This window comes from Candidatus Binataceae bacterium, from assembly GCA_036495685.1.
Taxonomy (GTDB): domain Bacteria; phylum Desulfobacterota; class Binatia; order Binatales; family Binataceae; genus JAFAHS01.
In genome coordinates, this window is sequence record DASXMJ010000163.1 from 47111 (window position 1) to 67042 (window position 19932).

The window sequence follows — 19932 nt, forward strand, 5'->3', positions numbered from 1 at the left end:
CCAAACCTTAGCGATTGAAATGAGCGATCGAAGAACGACGCTCGCCTACGGATAGGATGGTGCTGCCAGCAACCGATCAGAGCGGTGTAGATCCGGCGGGCCCAGACCGACAACCAACGCTTTCGGCAAAAGGGGCTCGAATCGCATCCGCGACGCAATTCGAGGTTAAGGTTAGGGTACCGGGGCCGCGTTCAGCAGGCCGGCGGCCTCGTCGAACCCGAACATCACGTTGAGATTCTGAATCGCTTGGCCAGCTGCACCCTTGCCGAGGTTGTCGATCGCGGTGTTGATGATGAGGGTCTGGGTTCGCCGGTCGAGCACGAAGGCTATCTCGCAGAAATTGGTAGCGCGCACGTTGCGCAGCTCGGGCAGTTCTCCGGGCTTGAGCAGCCTGACGAAGCGCGCCTTCGCAAAGCTCGCTTCGAATGCCGTCCGCACATCCTCCTGGGTCGTGCCGGCACGAGGCCGCATGAACATCGTAGTCAGGATTCCGCGGGTTACCGGAAGCAGATGCGGCACGAACACCACGGCGACCTCGCGGCCCAGGACGGAGCCGATTTCCTGCTCGATTTCTGGAGTATGGCGATGGGTTCCCACCTTGTACGCGCGGAAATTCTCATTAACTTCCGCGAACAGGTATTCAACCGAAGCCGCCCGACGGGCGCCGGTGGTTCCCGATTTTGCATCGATGACGATCGACCCGGGTTCGATCAGATCGCGGCGAATGAGCGGTATTAACCCAAGCAGCGCACCGGTCGGGTAGCATCCCGGGTTAGCGACCAGGCGTGCTTCGCGTAGTTCGCCGCGGTGGAATTCGGTCAATCCGTAGACCGCCTCTTTGACTAGGGCGGGACCGGCATGATCGAACCCATAAGTAGCGCGATGGACTGCCGGGTCTTTCAGGCGGAAGTCGGCCGAAACGTCAACCACCTTGACGCCGGACTGGACCAGATCCGCAATCATCTGAAAGCCCACTTTTTCCGGCAGGCAGGATATGACCGCGTCGGCGCGCCCCGCCAGGAAGCCCGGACGTAGTTCCTCGAACGGCGGCAGATCGGTGCCGTCCATGTGGTGATAGACGTCTGCCACCTCGCGTCCCGCATAATGCTCGGAGGTGAGAGCGGAGATTTCGACGAACGGATGTGCAGCCAGGATGCGAACGGCTTCGATCCCCGAGTACCCGGAAGCGCCTACTACTGCGACGCGGATCCTGTCATGTGCCATCAAAGCTTCCTCGTGCTGTCGGCGGGATCGGTTTAACCCAACTATCACGAATCTGAAACCTTAACCAGTTCACTTGGTTTCGAATTCGAAAACCATCTCGCGCGGGGGCTCGTCGTGCGATTCATTGAGTTTCGCCAGGTAGAGGCTGACCACCTCGTCGGTGGGGCGAGCTGCGAGCATTTCTTCCAGTTGCGCTCTGGCCTGGTCGGCGTCCCCGTCCTTCAGCAGCTCGACGGTGCGCTCGAACTGATCGTAAAAGGTTGGATCGACCCCGTCATCGCGGCGTCCCACGACTTCCATTATCGCCACCAAGCTGGCCTTTCCTTTAACCTTCACCAGACCGATGTCGCGTGCGATGTAGGGCGCGCTCGCCTCGGTGAAGGCATCTTTGCTTACCAGGAACCGTACCCCGAATTTTCGCGTAAGACCTTCGAGCCGCGAGGCGAAATTAACGCTGTCGCCGATAACAGAATAGTCGAAGCGGCGTTCTCCGCCAAAGTTGCCGGCTATCGGATCTCCGGTGGCGATGCCGATACCGACCTCGAGATGCAGAAAGCGCGGGTCCTCCTTGCGCAGGCTCTCCAGCGCCGCGACCATTTGCAGTGCCGCATCGATCGCGCGACGGGCCGGATTTTCTAATTCGTAGGGCGCACCCCAGAAGGCCATGATTCCATCGCCCATCAGCTTGTCCACCACGCCACCGCTCTCCAGGATGATGTTAGTCATCCGGGTCATGTACACGTGAAGCATCGCGACTAGCTGGACCGGATCGGAGCGTTCAGCCAGCGAGGTAAACCCGACGATGTCAGCGAACAGGATTGCCACGTGACGCCGCTCGCCGCCTAACCTGAGTCCCTCGGGGTTATCGACCACGCTCGCGATCACATCGGGATGGAGATAGTGCTCGAAGATGTGGCGCAGATGGCCTTTCTCACGGCCTTCGGTGATGTAGCGATAGCCAAGCAGAATGACTACGGCGCCGCCGGTTATAACAAATGGCAGGACCATGCCGAGCATGACGCCGCGCTTTAACAGCATGAATTGCGCAAACCCGAAGTAGCTTCCCGCCAGCACCAGCATTGCCGCGACCGACCAGGCCGCGCTCAGCCAAGCCGTAGCAATCGACACCCCGATGCCTAGAAGCACGGCCCACACTCGTTCCATCACCAAGGTTTCGGTCTTCGAGTCATGAACGAAATCGCGGCTCAGAATAGTCTCGATCGCGTTAGCGTGGATTTCGACTCGCGGAAATTCGTTGCCGACCGGCGTGACTGCGCGATCTCCGAGTCCAGTACCGGTGACTCCCACTAGTACAATCTTGCCGGCCAGATCGTGGTCGTTGACGAGATGATTGATCACATCGGCAGCGGAGTAGTGGGGGATAGTGCCGGCAGGACCTTGGTAGGTCACCAGCATCCGCCCTACTTCATCCACCGGAATAATTGTGTCGCCAAGTACTGCCTGCGTGATTCCCGCGGCGCCGATCATCAATTCGCGTGGCGGCTGATCTTGGTATGCCCACACTGCCGTGATGAAAAGTGACGCCCATTGCCGGCCGTCGAAACTGATCGCCGTCATCTCCCGACGAAAAAGACCGTCATCATCACTATCAGCGTCCACGAAGCCGGCTTTTTTCGCCGCGCTGTTCAAAATCTGAAGCGGGGGACGGTAACCTCCCGCCGATATCAATTCAGGTGCCGCCCCAGGGTCCGTTCTTACATTCCATGACATCGGTTTCGGATCGATCACCTTGGTTAAGTAGTCCGCCTGGGTGGTGGGTGGGGCCGCACCTACCATATGGTCAGAGAAGTTGTAGGCGAGGATGGTCCTGCCGTGGGCCCGGATAGCATCTGCAAACATCTGATCGTTTCTCGGTCCCAGGATCCCGTGGATATCCTGGTTGGTGACGTGCAAGGTCTTCAGCTTGACGGTCAAGGCATCGCGTTCGACGTCCACCGGATCGCGCTCGTCAAACAGGACATCGTAACCGACTACTTTGACTTTATAGTCGATAAAGGCCTGCTCGAGATTTGCAAGGGTCCACCGATCCCAGGGCCAGCGGCCAATCTGTTCGAGACTTTTGTTGTCAATCGCGACGATTACGACTTTGTTCGAGAACGGACGATGAGACCTCGCACGAAGCCGCGCGTCAGAGACTTTGAGTTCAAGACTGACCAGCAGCCGGGGGTATGCGGCAAAGAACAACAGAAACCCCGCAGTGACCGCGAGGCCGAGGACAAAGGTGATCCAGTGGAACCTGCGGCCTGGTCGCCGCTTTTTCGGCACTTCAGGCATCTATCTCCAGCCGCTGATTGGAAAGACTAACCTGCCGGTGGCAGACGCGCCATGCCCGCCGCAGATGGCTGCAGGCATGCCACCATTGCGCCTTTGCAGGGGCTTATTCCAAGATGGTGAGCTGTTTATAGATGCTTATCTGGCCGTATCCATTCGCCGAGCCGTAGCCGGCCTGCGCACTGATTCCGACGTTCCAAGGCCGATAGTAGACGCCCAGGTCGGGTCCGCCCTGGCCTTCGACCCCGCTAATAAAGCCGCCACCATAGATGGCGCCCCCACCGCCTGCCATGAAGATCCATTTCCGGGTCGACCGGACGATGGCCTGCAGATCGATCGAGCTGGAGGTGACGCCGTTTTCGAAATTGTGGACGGCCGAAAATGAAAAGTTGAACGGATGCAGACTGTGCAGGAACAGCCAGCTCGAGAAGTCGCCTTCCACGGTGCTCGCATGGCTGTCGCCGGCATCGCGACCGCCGAGAATAAAAAGATGCGTACCCGGATAAAGGGTAAAGTCAGCCCCGCCCTGAAAGCGCACGAAATTAAGCCGCGCCTCATGGCCGGTACCGGGGTTTAGCGGATTGTCGAACCCCTCACCCTCCCACAGCTGGTAGCCGGTAATGCGTCCCACCGCTCCGATGTAGGGGGTAACGCTCTGCTCGACTTGTATGCCTTCCTGCAGGTCGCCGTATTTGTTGCTGATGAAACCCCCGCCAAAGAAATTCAGATTCAAAGTGGGTGGCTCCTGAAGCGTGAAGAACCCCGGGTAGATGTCGTCAAAGAAACCTTGTGCCGACGCCGCTGTTGCAAAGGCAATCACGGCGACGAAACCCGCCAGCGAACAGGTGAGTCTGACCGTCAGCTTGTGCATCGCAGTCCTCACAACCGTCCCTATTTCCCGCTCGCAGGCGGAGTCGTGGTGCTCGGACCCATCGACGCTCCCATGCATACCGGGCACGAGGGTGGAGGCACCGTCGACACCGGCGTTATGGCCCCATTGCTGCCCGGACTGCCGTGGCTGCCGGGGGCGCTGAAAGAAACGGCCCCGGTCATTCCGAGTGGTCCGGGCGATGTAGCGTTATTCGTGCCTGCAACGGTGGATTCGTAACCGGCGGGGACGTTGGTGAAGGCGGTCGGATTTGCGGCATTGGCAACATCCACTGAGCCTTCATAAACGGAGATGTCCGTAAAATCGTGAGCGTCGCCGAAGGTCGGACGTGAAACATTCGAGGTGTATGCGGTATCGAACAGGGTGCCTCTCGCCGCCGCGACCGCGTTGGGCGTGTGCACCTCGAAATTAGGTGCCGCGCCGCCTACGGTCCGGTTAACGAACGATCGCACGACGCCGCTGGCGAGGTTTACCTGGCTAGCAGCGCCGGCGTGCTGCGTAATGACCATGTTGCTGGAGTCGCTCAGTTCCAGCGTGCTTTGGTCGGTGAGCAGGACCACGACGTGGCCATCATCACCGGTAATGAGTCGGTCACCGACTTCTACCGGCATCACACGGGTCACCGGTATGGTCGCCACCCCGCGGTGGAGCTGCACGGTCCCCGAGACCTCGCTCAAGGTGCCCGCGTTTGCTACCTGGGCAAACACAGCTGCCGGCTGCAGCACGAGCAAGACAATGAAAGCGAAAATCAGCCCGAGCGACTCACGCGTAGGCTGGTGTACACGAAATGAGCGCATGTTGTTGTTCCTTCGCTGCTCAACGCATCGTTCTATTCGGCGCGGTGAAGACTGTCAATCCAAACCGAGGGCTGGTTCGGCCGAGCGAACTTCAGCGTCTGCCCACTATAGGGCGCCCAGTAGCAGTTTTGGGCCGGAACTCACTGAATTCCGGCCCGTTGTTTTTGTGGGATTAAGGACTAGCGCTTTGAATATTGCGGACGCTTGCGTGCCTTATGACGGCCATACTTCTTGCGCTCGACCTCGCGCGGGTCGCGCGTGAGCATACCGGCCTTGCGCAGCGCCGGGCGGAGCGTCTCGGAAGAGGCGACCAAGGCGCGCGAGATGCCGTGGCGCACCGCGTCGGCCTGCGCGGCGTTGCCGCCGCCTTCGACGCTGACCACGATGTCGAATTGCCCTTTGGTTTCCGTGATTTCGAAGGGCTCCAGAATCAACATGCGCGAGGTATCGCGGGGGAAGTAGTCTTCCAGCGAGCGCTGGTTAATCAGGATGGTACCAGCGCCGGGGAACAAGCGCACTCGCGCGACTGCGGTCTTGCGGCGTCCAGTAGTCCAGATAATGTTCTTTTTCTCTGCCATGTGAGTGATTTAACGTCCGAGCTTAGAGCTTGACCGGGTGTGGCTTCTGGGCACTATGAGGATGTTCCGCGCCGCCGTACACCTTGAGCTTCGTGAAGAGCCGCCGACCCAGGCGGCTCTTGGGTAGCATCCCTCGAACGGCGGTTTCGACCAGCCGCTCGGGCTTCGACTCGCGCAGCTTGCCTGCGGTGATCATCTTGATACCGCCAGGGTACTCGGTATGCCGATGATAGATTTTGTCGGTCGCCTTGGCACCGGTCAGTTTGACCTTGGCCGCGTTGATTACGACCACGAAGTCTCCGGTGTCTTGGTTGGGGGTAAATTCGGGCCGATGTTTTCCGCGCAACAGGCTCGCGGCGCGTGTTGCCACCCGTCCCAGCGAACGGTCGGCCGCGTCAATCAATAGCCACCGCCGGTCACGGAGCGCTGCCTCGTGCGACACGCTTTCGGTCTGCTCGGTCAATTTCACTTCTTCACCTGCCGCGTACTCGGGACGAGCCCACGCAGATCTCCGAGCCGCGCAATACGATTTGGCGGGGCCGATGGGATTTGAACCCACGACTTCCGACGTGACAGGCCGGCGTTCTAACCGGGCTGAACTACGACCCCGCCCGAACCATCCTTTTTTACATTTTCCCACGCACGGGGCAACCAACTGCCGGCCGCGCAAGCATCGCCAGGGACGCACAGAGCCCGCCACCTGCGCAGCGGCGGGGAACTAGGTAGAAATCTGGCGAGCCCCGCTGTGATATATAGCTAAGCGTCAGGAGTAGATGCTCACGGTGACAAGCCGCATAGGAAGACACGGCTCAATAGGAGTCGCTTGACGTGAAACGGGTTCCAATGCTCGGGTCTGGCGCCTACAGCGATGGGCATCCGCTGGACACCGTTCACTATTTTGAGTGCAAGCTGATCCTTAAGCCTGATCGCTTTACTTCGTCTCCATCTTTTCACGAGTTCGGCAAGCTGGCGCGCGGCGTCGCGAAGGATCTGGGCATAGGGTTTTCAACCGGCGCCTTCAAAGGTTTAAGACCGCGAATCCGGGAGGTCGTGTTTCTCGATACCAGGGATTTCGCGCTCTACAACCATGCATTCATCCTGCGCCGCCGTATCGCGTACGAAGACGGCTTTCCGGTAGAAGATCCGGAAATCGTATTCAAATTCCGGCATCCGGACTTCCAGACTGCCGCCGAAATGGATGTGCGACCCAACATCGCGACCCCCTACCGGGTCAAATTCAAGGCCGAGGCTCTTCCCCTGAAAGAGAAGCTCGGCGGTCTTCGCATGTTGTATTCGCACAACGTCGAGTTTCCATTGCAGCGCGAAATGCAGTCGGTGTCGATGGCGGCACTGGCCGACTTCTTTCCGGCCCTGAGAAATATCGGGAAGTCGACGGAAAAACTCTCCCTGGTCAATCACACGATCGTCGAGGAAGTGTTGCAGGATCTGGGGGTTTTGGACTTCGGCAAGGGAGTCACCGCCAAGTCCAACGCCTCATTGTGGCGCGAACGGGGCGAGCACAAGCTGCTAGTCGGCGAATTTTCTTATGAATGCAAGTTCAAGCGCAGAAGCGAGCTTCATGAAAAAGCTCTCGAACGATGCCAGAGCTTCTTAATCGCATTGCAAAACGTTGCCCGGGATTGGGTTTCGACTGGAACCACCAAGACCGGGATCGTCTATCACTTGAAGGGCAATCCTCCATGCAGTCACGAGTGACGGTCCGGCCTGAACCAAACTGCCGTCGCTCAGCGCTGCTCGGGTACTTCGAACCACAGGGTCGCCAGTGGCGGAAGAGTGATCGACATCGAGCAGGGCAGGGCGTGCCAGGGCGTGTGGGCGGCATAGGCGCCGCCGGCGTTGCCCTGGTTGCTGCCGCCATAGACAGTCGAGTCGGTGTTCAGCACTTCGCGGTACAAACCGGCAACCGGAACCCCAACCCGGTAGCCTCTCCGCACCACCGGTGAAAAATTGCAGACGCAAACCAATCTGCTCCCCGAAGAGGGCGCGGTACGCATGAAGGCGATCGCATTCTCATCGGCATTGTTCGCGTCGATCCAGCAAAAGCCCGCTGGGTCATGGTCGGCTTCCCATAGAGCCCGCTCGCCGCGATAAATGCGATTGAGATCGCGCACCAGCGCCTGCAGTCCACGATGGTCCGCTTCGGCCAGCAGATTCCAGTCGAGGCTCTGGTCATGGTTCCATTCGCGCCATTGGCCGAATTCACCCCCCATGAAGAGAATTTTCTTGCCGGAGCGAGCCCACATGTAGCCGAACAAGGCGCGCAAGTTTGCGAACTTCTGCCATCGGTCGCCAGGCATTTTGTCCAGCAGCGAGCGCTTACCGTACACGACTTCGTCGTGAGAGAGGGGCAGGACGAAATTTTCGAACCACGCGTAGACGAACCCGAACGTCAGATCGCGATGAGAGTAGCGCCGATACACCGGATCCTTGCTGAAATAATCGAGCGTGTCGTGCATCCAGCCCATGTCCCACTTGAAACCAAAGCCGAGGCCACCCACGTACAGAGGGCGACTGACCCCCATCCAGGCGGTTGATTCTTCGGCGATCATCGCGACGCCCGGATGCCGTGCATAAACCTGTTGGTTCAGTTCGCGCAGAAACGCGACTGCCTGGAGGTTCTCGTTGCCGCCGTGGACGTTGGGAATCCACTCACCGCGACGTCGTCCGTAATCGAGGTAGAGCATCGATGAGACCGCATCGACGCGAAGCCCATCGGCGTGAAACTCCTCCAGCCAATAGTGCGCACTGCCGAGCAGAAAGCTGCGAACCTCATCGCGCCCGAAATTGAAGATGTAGGTATTCCATTGCGGATGGTAACCCTGGCGCGGGTCGGCGTGTTCGTATAGCGCGGTGCCGTCAAAGCGGCCGAGTGAGAATTCGTCGTTAGGAAAATGCGCCGGCACCCAATCCAGAATCACCCCGATGCCGCTCTGATGGAGCCGATCGATCAGGTAGCGAAAGTCATCAGGCGATCCATAGCGTGCCGTCGGTGCGTAATAACCGGTCGTCTCGTACCCCCAGGAGCCGGCGAACGGATGCTCCATCACCGGCAAAAATTCGACGTGCGTGAATCCTAGGTTGGTAAGGTAGTCACATAGCTGATTCGCCAGTTCCCGGTAGGAGAGCGGACGATTGCCCTCCTCTGGCACTCGGCGCCATGAGCCAAGATGGAGTTCATATATCGCCATCGGACTGCGCAGCGTGTCGCGACTTGCGCGTGCGGACATCCAGGCACCGTCATTAAACGAGTAGGTTGATTGATAGATCCGCGACGCGGTCGCGGGCGGACATTCGGTGGCCGAGGCGAATGGATCGCTCTTGAGCAGGAAGCCGCCCTCCGGGGTGCGTATCTCGTATTTGTAAAAGGTGCCCGCGCCCAAGTCTGGAATGAACAGCTCCCAAACCCCGGAGCTGCCCAGCATCCGCATCATGTGGAGCCTTCCGTCCCAGTTGTTGAAGTCACCGACTACGCTGATCCCGGCGGCGGTGGGCGCCCATACCGCAAACGAGGTCCCGGCGACGCCCGCGACTTCGCAGACATGACTGCCCATCTTCTTCCAGATCTGTTCGTGTTTCTGTTCCGCCCATAAATATATGTCCATGTCACCGAGGGTTGGCGGAAAGGAATATGGTTGCCTCACGGTGACCCGATGCTGGCCAGGATATTCTACCTCCAAGCGATGACGAAAAATCTCGGGACCTGTTTCCGGGACCGCTACTTCAAACAACCCGGGTTCCGGCCGCGCAATCATTGCGCGCGGTGGCTGATCATCCAGCAGCAGCGAAATTTGCACGGCCTCGGGGCGATAAGCGCGGATGATCGCGCCCCCATCGGTCAGATGGGCTCCCAGGATCGAATGGGGATCGCGATGCCGAAGCTCGAGGAGGCGTCTTAAGTCATCGCGCGGAATAGACGAGACGCGGCCCCCACCCTTCCGGTCTGCCTGGCCGCGCGATGGTGTCGATGTCGGTCGGTCCGTCCTCTCATTCATGAAGCAGTCCTTCCAGGGGAGCTACCCTCGCCGCCGCTCCATCCCGTCACTTTACGCGTGCGCTTCTCCCGGTGCCGGACCGAGTATCGAGGCGATTCCGCTCAGAGGGATCACCAGCCACTCGGGGCGATTGTTCAGCTCGTAGTTAAGCTCGTAAATGGCTTTTTCCATGGTGAATGCTTCCAGCATGGTTTTGAGCTCAGCGGGATTTTGGGGAACAAAGGGTGCTTTCGCTGTCGTTTCCAGATAGCCGCGTAGGAAGGCCCACGAAGCCCACGCCTGCCAAAACTTTGCCCAGGGCTCCGCGGTCTGCAGGTTCATCTCGCCCAATGACCCCGCGTTGAGTTGCTGAATCGTCGCGCTCATGGCCGCGTAGTCGAACGAGCGCAACACCCCCGCCACGTCCTGCAGCGCGGAACGTTTGCGACGCCGTTCGCTCAACTCGCGTGCCGGCTCGCCTTCGAAATCGATGATTACGAAGTCCTTGCCGGTGTACAGAACCTGGCCGAGATGCAGATCGCCGTGGCATCGCATGCGGACCACCGAAGTTCGGCAGCGCAGGAAGGCGTCGAAGCGCGATACGATTTCGGCCTCTCGATTGATGACTATCTGAGTTTGCCGCGCCAGCTCCTTTGGGATGAACGCGCGCCGACGGTTCACTACCCGAATCGCCTGCGTCAGCAGATTACGCATCGACTGGTAGGTTGACCGTTGAAAGAAGGCGGAGAAGGGCTCCGGCGCAAACTCGGGCTCACTCTGGTTGGAAGCCAGCGCGAGATGAAGTTCGCCAACCCGGTGGCCCAGAAGCCGCGCCGCATCCAGGTAGGCACCCAGCAATTCAACCGCGAGCGGGTCCGCTTCCTCGCGCGCGAGCAGATCGAGCGCGTTAGTCGCGGGCAATTGGGCCAACGCCGGTTTGGTCGCGGCAGTCTCCAGGTAGTGCGCGAGTTCGTCCAGCGAGAACTGCCAGGCGTCTCCCTTGTTGGGTACGAAGCCTTGCAACACTCCGACCGCTTCTGGCTCGCCGCGTCCAAAGCGATACTCGAGCCATCCCGCCAACGGCGGCACGTGCGAAAAGAGACCGTGGGAAGTCAGAAAGCGCGTGATCTCGAGATCCGGATTCAAGCCACTTTCGAGCCTCCGGAAAAGTTTCAAAATGAGGCGGTCGCCATAGGCAATCGAGGTATTGCTTTGCTCGACTTTGAGCGCCCGCGGTTCAAGGGCGGCGTCGCCTCGAAGTTCCGACAGCGCATGCGTTGAGTGTGCCAACAGCTCGCCGGTGACGCCGTGGTGGTGTCGATGATGGGTGATCATATCCAGCAGCGCCGTTCCAAATTCCGGATCGATCGAGGCGTCGTACACGACCCCCGCCTGGTCTCCGTTGCTGCCGGCGCCGGTGACCTCCGCAATCACCCGCTCGGGGGCCCGCGATTTCACGTCCCGCGCACGATCGCCCGCCGCTATCGCGAGCGGGAGCAAGTACCTTTCGGGGTCACCATTGAAGTAGTCGACATTCAGCACGCCGAGTTGGGGAGCGTGCGGCGCTTCCGACATGGGAAAGGTTTCTATCACCGTTACCGTTTTGATCGAGCGAGTCTTGGCTCGAAACCAGCGGCAGTGAGGCAGGTAGTCCGGCATGGCGCGCGCGATGGTTTCGCGCGCGCCTCTTCGCAACATGGCGTCAAAGCTAGCACCGGCTTCAACCCGCGGCGGCTGGTAGTCCGCGCGCTCCTCGGGGGCATGCTTGGGCGATTCAAGGGAAAACCAGAAAAACGTGTGCGGTCCCAGGGTCAGCAGATAGGGCAGTTCGCCGATTTTCGGGAAGCTTGTACGCCCAAACAGCTCCACCGGCGTTATGTCTTTGAACTTGGACATGTCGAGTTCGACGTACTGAACAAAGCGCGAAAGGTTTGCAACCACCAGGATGCGTTCTTCCTGGTAGCTGCGGAGGAAGGCGAGAATATGGGAATTCTCCGGATTGAGGAATTCGATGGAGCCGCGTCCGAACGCCTTGAATTGTTTGCGTAACGCGATCAGGCGCCGCATCCACCACAACAGCGAGTGGCGGTTGGCGTCCTGCGCTTCGACGTTGATGGTCTGATAGTGGTACTCGTAGTCGATGATTATGGGCAGGATCAGTTGCTGCGGGTTGGCGCTGGAGAACCCGGCGTTACGATCCGCCGCCCATTGCATCGGGGTGCGGACTCCGTCGCGATCGCCGAGGTAGACGTTGTCGCCCATTCCGATCTCGTCGCCGTAGTAGATGACCGGCGTCCCCGGGAGCGAAAAGAGCAGAGCGTTGTGTAGCTCGATGGTCCGGCGATTGTTCCCCAAAAGCGGCGCCAGACGGCGGCGGATACCCAGGTTTATGCGCATGCGCGATTCCTGCGCATACGCCTTGTACATATAGTCGCGCTCCTCGTCGGTGACCATCTCGAGCGTCAACTCGTCGTGATTGCGAAGAAACAGTGCCCACTGGCACGAGGGATCAATCTCGGGGGTCTGGGCCCAGATGTCGGTAAACGGATACCGATCCTCCATGCGCACTGACATGAACATTCGCGGCATGAGCGGAAAATGGAATGCCATGTGGCATTCTTTGCCTTCCGCCAGGTAGGCGACCGCGCTTTCCGGCCACTGATTGGCTTCGGCGAGCAGCATGCGGTCGGCGAAATTGGCGTCTACATAGTGCCTCAATTCGCGCAGGAACGAGTGAGTCTCGGGCAGGTTCTCGCAGCCGGTTCCTTCCCGTTTGTAGAGATAGGGGACCGCGTCAAGCCGCAGGCCATCAACTCCCAGACTCAGCCAGAACGAAACCACCCGCAAGATCTCGCGGCGCACCGCTGGATTGTCGTAGTTGAGATCGGGCTGATGTGAGTAGAAACGATGGAAGTAGTACGCCTTGGCCACGCGATCCCAGGACCAGTTGGACCCCTCAAAGTCCTGAAAAATAATGCGGGCCTCCTTGTAGCGCTCGGGCGTATCGCTCCAGATGTAGTAGTCGCGGTGCGCGCTACCGACCGGTGACTGGCGCGCGCGCTGGAACCACTCGTGTCGCTCGGAGGTATGGTTCAGCACCAGTTCGGTGACTACTTTGAGGCCTCGCTGATGGGCCTCGCGCAGAAACAACTTGAAGTCCGAGAGGGTGCCGCACTCCGGATTGACATCTGTATAGTTCGCAATGTCGTATCCATCGTCCCGCATCGGCGAGGGGTAAAAGGGCAATAGCCAGAGCGTAGTAACTCCCAGGGCCTGGAGGTAATCAAGTTTCTTTGCTAGTCCGGGAAAATCTCCGACCCCGTCGCCATTGCTGTCGTAAAACGAGCGCACGCGCAGTTCATAGAAAACCGCATCTTTGTACCAGAGCGGGTCGCGCTTTGCGCCATTTTCGGTTTCGTGCTCTAAGGGCATTCGATTACCATCGTGTATCGACCTTCAGGATATGGGCCGGTTCTATGAACGGATCGAGACGCACGTAATTGCGCTCCGACCAAGTATAGGTGGCGTTGGTCAGGAGATCGGTCACGCGATAGGACTGCCCAGGCGCCACCCCTACGACTTCGGGCGGAACAAACGCGGTGCAAATTTGCGCATGGAGGGGGTCGAGATTCACCGCGGTCAGGATGACGTTTGAACGATCCGGCAGCGCCTTGGCGTAGAAGATGATTTGCTCGTTGTCGGTATCCAAAAAACGCAGATTCGATAGATGCTGCAAGGCCGGATTAGCGCGGCGAATCGCGTTGACCCGCGCGACGAATTCTTTGATGTTGCCGGGCCGGTTCCAATCGCGCGGCTTGAGCTGGTATTTCTCAGAATCCAGGTACTCTTCGGTGCCCGGTATCGCCTGGTTTTCGCAAAGTTCGTAGCCGCTGTAGATGCCATATGAGGGTGCGAGGGTCGCGGCGAGCACCAGTCTCATTTTGAATGCGGGGCGCCCGCCGCTCTGTAGCACTGCATGCAAGATATCGGGCGTGTTGGTAAAGAAGTTGGGTCTGAAATAGTCACGCATCGGGCTCTGCGTGAGTTCGGTCAGGTACTGAGTCAATTCATATTTAGTGTTGCGCCAGGTGAAATAGGTATAAGACTGCGTAAAACCAGCCTTGGCCAGCACCTTCATCATCTTTGGCCGGGTGAAGGCCTCCGCCAGGAAAATCACCTCCGGGTAAACCGACTGCACTGCGTTTATCAGCCACTCCCAGAACGCGACAGGCTTGGTGTGGGGGTTGTCGACCCGGAAGATCGTCACACCCTGCTCGATCCAGAATCGGATCACACCCAACAACTCGTCCAGCAGTTCGCGCTGGTGGGCGGTATCGAAGTCGATAGGGTAGATGTCCTGGTACTCCTTGGGAGGGTTCTCGGCGTACTTGATGGAACCGTCGGGCCGCCGATGAAACCATTCGGGGTGCTCCTTGACCCATGGGTGATCCGGCGAATTTTGAATCGCGAAGTCGAGCGCGACCTCTAAACCAAGGTTGTTGGCGGCCAGGACAAAGCGCCGGAAGTCTTCCAGTGTTCCAAGGTCGGGATGGATAGCCGTGTGCCCGCCGGTTTCTGCCCCGATTGCCCAAGGACTTCCGACCGCATTACTTCCGTCCGGAGAATTTCCCGGACCTTTGCGGTTGGTATGGCCAATCGGATGAACCGGCGGAAGGTAGACCACGTCGAAGCCAAGGTCGCGAAGCTCCGAGAGGCGGCGCCCGGCATCGCGCAGGGTGCCGGAGCGGTCGGCCGCGGCCCCCTGGGAGCGCACGAACATCTCATACCAGGTGCCGAATCGAGCCCGAGGGCGATCGACGACCAACTCGAGCGGGGGGTCGAACCTCGTCACCCCTGCGCGCTCGCCGCTGCGTGCCGCTACCTCCGCCAGCTCTGGATTCGAGAGCACTTCCAGCGCCACCCTTTCGTGGTTACTCGCCCGTAGCCCCTCAACACAGTCGCGGAGCAAATCCGCATCGTGATCGCGCGCCGTACGAACCATGCGCTCCAGCAGGGCAATCCCTTCGCGGAGATCCGAAGAGACCTCGCGGCCTGCCTGTGCCTTCTTGATAAAATCGCTGCTCCAGGTGGCAAAGAGATCGGTCCACGCTGCAATGGTGAATACGTAGCGGGCGTTCTCCGGGGGTACGAACTCGCCACGCCAGCGATCGTTGTCGAGCGCGACCATCGGTGCCTCGACAAACGCCTCCTCGTCTTTGCGCTTCCATTCCACGACGGCGCGCACGACCTGGTGGCCGTCACGGAAAATGTCCGCTTCGACCACGCAGGGTTCGCCGGCAATTTGCTTCGCTGGATATCTGCCGCCATCAACTGACGGAGTGATGGCCTCTATAATGATGTGCCCGACGTGCCAATCCGGGGGAGCAGGGAAGGTTCCGTTCCTGGATTGACGAGACCGCATTCGCTCGGACCTTTCGCAATTTATCGGGAAGCGAGGGGCTCCCTTTTAGGCCTAACTAGGCGCAATCGCGATTTCTTGACCCCGCAGACAGCAACGCGCGTGCCGTCAGACTACCGACGGTAATCCTTTCGTTCCTCTTAGGCAAAACATTTTTCCATGAAGCAATGCGCGCTGGCTCGGTAAATTCTGCCCCACCGGATTGTGGGACGTGGGGCCCGTTTCCGGTCACCTGCGCCTCGCGGCGAAGAGCGACACGAGGGCCGTTGGGCGGATATATCGCCGGGAGGGAAGCAGCGAAGGGTAGTTTTGTCGGCGGGTGGTTTTTGCAAGGCAAGCATATGGCCGTCGGAGCCTTTTTCGGATCGAAACTTGCCACGCTCGGAACGCTGCCCTATCCTGATTACGGCTGCGAAAACGCCTTTCCTGGCGTAGAAGCGAGCGCCGTTTCCGAGAGCTTCTCTGCCTATGTGGATCGTCCGTCTAGCCTTGCGCCGTCCGCTCTCGGTAGCGGTCATGGCGCTTCTGATGTTGGTGCTGGGGGTCCTTTCCTTCTCACTGATGAACGTCGACATTTTTCCTGCCATCAATCTGCCAGTAGTGATGGTGGTGTGGAACTATCCCGGCCTCTCCGCGTTCGATGTCGAGCGGCGGATGGTGTTTATCAGCGAACGCGCGTACTCGACCACGGTCAATGACATCGAGCACATTGAATCCAGCTCCATCAATGGGCTGGGAATCCTCCATGTCTATTTTCAGCCCGGCACCGACGTAGGCGGGGCGATCGCCCAGATCAACGCGGTCTCCCAGACCATCTTGAGCATCCTGCCGCGCGGAATTCAGCCGCCGCAGATCATCTCCTTCAACGCGTCCAACGTTCCGGTCGCGCAGCTCAACGTGTACAGCGACGTACTCTCCACCGCGAAACTGTTCGACTACGGACTGAACTTTATCCGCATTCAGCTATTCACGATTCCAGGGTTTTCTTCACCCGCGCCCCTGGGCGGCGTGAGCCGCAACGTGATGGTCAATATCGACCCAACCAAATTGTACGCCAACGGCCTTTCCGCATATGACATTGGCAATTCGCTGGCCGCCAGCAACGTCGTGATTCCCTCCGGCCAAGCCAAGATGGGGAACTACCAGTACAACGTCGACGTCAACATGAGCTTCCCCACGGTAAGCGACTTCAACAGCATGCCCGTCAAGTATGTGGGAGCTTCTCCGATCCTGCTGGGGGACGTTGCGCCGGTGACCGACTCGCATCAGCCCGCTAGTAACATTGTGCGCGTCGATGGCCGCCAGGCGACCTACCTGATGGTCATCAAGCACGCCGATGCATCGACGCTGACGGTGGTCGACGCGGTCAGGAGCAAGATTCCGGAAATTCTCGCGACCGCGCCTCAGGGACTGAAGGTCGCACTCGCATTCGATCAATCCAAGTTCGTGCGTGCCGCCCTGTGGGATGTCGTGCAGGAAGCGGCGACCGCCGCCGCCCTGGTCGCGGTGATGGTGCTTATCTTTCTTGGCTCGCCGCGCAGCATGTTGATCGTCATCACCTCGATCCCGCTCTCAATTCTGACCGCGATCGTAGGTCTCAAGCTCAGCGGACAGACCATCAACACGATGACGCTGGGTGGTGTCGCGCTGGCAGTCGGCATGTTGGTCGATGATGCCACCGTGGAAATCGAAAACATCCACCGCAATCACGCGATGAATAAGCCGCTGCTGGTCGCGATTCTTGACGGCGCGCACCAGATCGCCACGCCCACGCTGGTTGGCACGCTTTCCATCTGCATCGTTTTTTTTCCAGTGGTCTTGCTCACGGGAGTGGCACGGTTTCTGTTCACTCCCCTGGCCCTGGCGGTGGTGTTCGCGATGCTCACGTCCTACCTGCTGTCCCGGACGCTGGTGCCGACCATGGCCCGCCACCTGCTGGGCGACACTCACGAGGAGAACGTCGGCGGCGGAGCGGGGTGGTGGAATCGCTTCGTGCGCGGCTTCGAAGCTCGCTTCGACAAGTTGCGCGACCGCTATCGCGACGCGCTCGGATCCTTCATCGCGCGGCGGACTTTTTCACTGGCCTGCGTCGCCGCGCTGATTGTGGTTTCAATGGGCCTGATGTTTACGGTGGGAGAAGATTTCTTTCCGCCGGTGGATGCCGGCATGATGCGACTGCACGTGCGCGCTCCAACCGGAACCCGCATCGAACATAGCGAGCTGCTGGTCGACGACATCGAGCAGACCATTCGCGGCATCGTGCCGGCCGACGAGCTCGAAAGCATAAGTGACAACATCGGCCTACCCACCTCCTACGATCTCGCCTTTTACCAGACCGACAGCATCGGGCCACAGGACGCCGACGTTCTCATTCAGCTCAAGCCCAAGCATCGCCCCACGTCTGGCTATCAGGAGCAAATACGCAAGGTCCTCTCAGCGCGGTATCCGAATGTTACTGCATACTTCCAGGCTGCCGACATTGTCGGGCAGGTTTTGAATTTCGGGCTGTCCGCGATGATCAATGCGCAGATCAACGGCAACAATCTGCAGAGCAACTACGATATCGCGTTGCGTCTTCAGGATAAGATGGCGCAGATTCCCGGCGTGGTGGACCTTCGGATCGCCCAGCCGCTGGATTACCCAACCCTCAAGGTCGATTTGGATCGCGCTAAAGCGCTTCAGTTCGGCATCACACAAACCCAGGTCGCATCAAGCCTGCTTGCTTCGCTCAGTGGCGCGACATTGCTGCAGCCCAATTTCTGGCTCGACCCGGTCAATGGAGTTAACTACAACGTCATTGCCCAGGTGCCGCAGCAGATCTTCAGCTCGGTAAACGCCATCGGCAATACTCCGCTCAGCGTAACGCCGCAGATCGCCAGCGCGCAGCAGGTGGTATCGCAGAACTCCTACCAAGCGGGCAGCCAGCCGCAGTTGCTGGGCAACCTCGCGACCGTTCATCGGGACTGGGACCCCGCGGTCGTCGCCCACTACAGTGTTCAGCGCGTGATCGATGTCAATTGCGCGGTATCGGGGCGCGACCTGGGCAGCGTCAGCGCCGAGGTACAGCGCGAAATCAACGGCCTGGGCAAGCTGCCAGCCGGAACCCATGTGGTGATTCGCGGACAGAGCGCCGCAATGCACGAGTCCTTTAAGACCTTGGGGGAAGGACTGATCCTGGCAATCATCCTCGTCTACCTCCTGATGGTTGCCAATTTCCAGTCCTGGCTTGAGCCCTTTATTATCATGATGGCGGTGCCCGGCGCGCTGGCGGGGGTGCTGTGGATGCTGGTGATCACCGGCACGACCATCAACGTTGAATCATTGATGGGCGCGATAATGGCGGTCGGGGTTGGCGTCGCCAATGGCAACCTGCTGATAACTTTCGCCAACGAGCTGCGCGAGGAGGGCTACAGCCCGGTGGCCGCCGCGATTCAGGCAGGCCGGATTCGCTTCCGGCCGATTATCATGACGGCGCTCGCCATGATTCTGGGAATGCTGCCGATGGCCTTGGCGCTTGGATCTGGCTCGGAGCAGAACGCTCCGCTGGGCCGCGCGGTTATCGGCGGCCTCGTGGTGGCCACCGCCATGACCCTGTTTGTGGTGCCGGCGGTCTATTCGATCTTCAGCCGCTCGCTGATCGGAAAGCATCAGCGCGACGCCGAAATCGAGGCAATCGGTCTGCCGGGCGCCTAGCCGCGGAAAGAAATGGAAGAAGATCCAAGAGAATATCAGGCCAAGCCGCCCGGCAAGTTTTTCTTTGCTGGATGGGTTGGTGCGATCGCCCTGGCGGTGATCGCGACTGCCGGCCTGGTGCTCGCGCGCGATTTCTGGATCGGCCGCCAGAGCTCCGAGCTTGCGCGCGAGAACGCCATGGGTATGCACGTCCTGGTGAGGCCCGTGATGCATGCTCCGACGGTCCGCCACGTCAAGCTGCCAGCGTCGCTGCGCGGCTTCGATGAGACCGACATCTTTGCGAAGGTTGCCGGCTACCTGGGGAAGATCAACGTTGACAAGGGCGACCGTGTCAGGGCCGGCGAGGTTATCGCTATCGTCGACTCGCCCGAGACCGATCACCAGGTCGCCAACGCTCGCGCCAACTACAACCTGGCGCTAGTGACGGATCGCCGCTACCGGCAACTCCTCGACAGCGGCGTCATATCCCGCCAGGACTTCGACAACCAGCATGCGAACATGCTCCAATTGAGAGCCACCCTGGAACAAATCCTGGCATTGCAGAAGTACGAGGTGGTCACCGCGCCGTTCGATGGGATCGTGTCGTGGCGGTACATCGACCCGGGCCATCTGGTTCCGCAAAGCACCGCGGGCTCAAGTGCGACCAGCGCGATCGTGCAGGTCGCGAGACTGAAGCCCTTGCGCTTGTTCGCGTATATGCCGCAGAACACCGCTCTATTCCTAAGAAATGGCGACCATTCGACGTTTCAAGTGAATGAATATCCCCAGCGTACGTTCGACGGGATCGTGGCGCGGCATCCCCAAGCGCTGGCGGCCGACTCGCGCACGATGATCGTCGAGGTCGATCTGCCCAATGAAGATGTTGCTCTCTATCCGGGCATGTATGGGTTTGTGACCTTCACGGTGTCGACCCCGGGGGGCGCACCTCTGGTGCCGGACGACGCCTTGATCTTCCGCAACAACAGGATTTATGTGCCGATCGTGCGTGCAAATCGACTGCACCTGGTGGAAGTTGGGCTGGGCTTCGACAACGGGGTGTCTGTGCAAA

At 59.5% G+C, this 19932-nt stretch carries 12 protein-coding genes and 1 tRNA gene; 3 read left to right on the forward strand and 10 right to left on the reverse strand.

The features are described from left to right. Positions 1–171: 171 nt before the first annotated feature. The 7 genes from argC to VGI36_15320 all read right to left on the reverse strand — a co-directional run bounded on the left by argC (position 172) and on the right by VGI36_15320 (position 6389). Positions 172–1224: an N-acetyl-gamma-glutamyl-phosphate reductase gene (gene argC / locus VGI36_15290; protein HEY2486513.1), complete on the reverse strand. Its 1053-nt coding sequence runs from the start codon at positions 1222–1224 to the stop codon at positions 172–174. 69 nt (positions 1225–1293) lie between these two features. Further along, positions 1294–3519: an adenylate/guanylate cyclase domain-containing protein gene (locus tag VGI36_15295; GenBank protein ID HEY2486514.1), complete on the reverse strand. Its 2226-nt coding sequence runs from the start codon at positions 3517–3519 to the stop codon at positions 1294–1296. A 103-nt stretch (positions 3520–3622) separates the two neighbouring features. Further along, complete coding sequence (locus VGI36_15300; protein HEY2486515.1) at positions 3623–4387, reverse strand: hypothetical protein; 765 nt, start codon at positions 4385–4387, stop codon at positions 3623–3625. Positions 4388–4407: 20 nt separating this feature from the next. Continuing rightward, entirely contained in the window at positions 4408–5202 is a 795-nt protein-coding gene (locus VGI36_15305; protein ID HEY2486516.1) for a FecR family protein, read from the reverse strand. Positions 5203–5381: 179 nt separating this feature from the next. Then, on the reverse strand, positions 5382–5780 hold the full coding sequence (gene rpsI, locus VGI36_15310) for a 30S ribosomal protein S9 (GenBank protein ID HEY2486517.1): 399 nt from the start codon (positions 5778–5780) through the stop codon (positions 5382–5384). Between the two features lie 22 nt (positions 5781–5802). Further along, positions 5803–6243, reverse strand: a complete 441-nt coding sequence (gene rplM / locus VGI36_15315; protein HEY2486518.1) for a 50S ribosomal protein L13 — start codon at positions 6241–6243, stop codon at positions 5803–5805. A gap of 68 nt (positions 6244–6311) precedes the next feature. Beyond that, positions 6312–6389, reverse strand: a tRNA-Asp gene (locus VGI36_15320). 219 nt (positions 6390–6608) lie between these two features. On the opposite strand from VGI36_15320, the gene VGI36_15325 reads away from it, so the two are divergent. Further along, the gene (locus tag VGI36_15325; GenBank protein HEY2486519.1) at positions 6609–7496 is read left to right on the forward strand and encodes a hypothetical protein; all 888 of its coding nucleotides are present in this window, start codon (positions 6609–6611) and stop codon (positions 7494–7496) included. 29 nt (positions 7497–7525) lie between these two features. On the opposite strand, the gene glgB is transcribed toward VGI36_15325, so the two are convergent. Genes glgB through VGI36_15340 form a run of 3 tightly spaced genes read right to left on the reverse strand, consistent with a single transcriptional unit; the run spans position 7526 to position 15194 of the window. Then, complete coding sequence (glgB, locus tag VGI36_15330; GenBank protein HEY2486520.1) at positions 7526–9793, reverse strand: 1,4-alpha-glucan branching protein GlgB; 2268 nt, start codon at positions 9791–9793, stop codon at positions 7526–7528. 51 nt (positions 9794–9844) lie between these two features. Continuing rightward, complete coding sequence (gene treS, locus VGI36_15335; GenBank protein HEY2486521.1) at positions 9845–13204, reverse strand: maltose alpha-D-glucosyltransferase; 3360 nt, start codon at positions 13202–13204, stop codon at positions 9845–9847. Positions 13205–13208: 4 nt separating this feature from the next. Then, complete coding sequence (locus VGI36_15340) at positions 13209–15194, reverse strand: alpha-1,4-glucan--maltose-1-phosphate maltosyltransferase (protein ID HEY2486522.1); 1986 nt, start codon at positions 15192–15194, stop codon at positions 13209–13211. A gap of 465 nt (positions 15195–15659) precedes the next feature. Here VGI36_15340 and VGI36_15345 point away from each other — a divergent pair, with 465 nt between their 5' ends. Both VGI36_15345 and VGI36_15350 read left to right on the forward strand, forming a co-directional pair. Further along, positions 15660–18884, forward strand: coding sequence for an efflux RND transporter permease subunit (locus VGI36_15345; protein ID HEY2486523.1), 3225 nt, complete (start codon positions 15660–15662; stop codon positions 18882–18884). Between the two features lie 12 nt (positions 18885–18896). After that, the coding region (locus tag VGI36_15350) for an efflux RND transporter periplasmic adaptor subunit (protein ID HEY2486524.1) at positions 18897–19932 on the forward strand (1036 nt) is incomplete at its 3' end.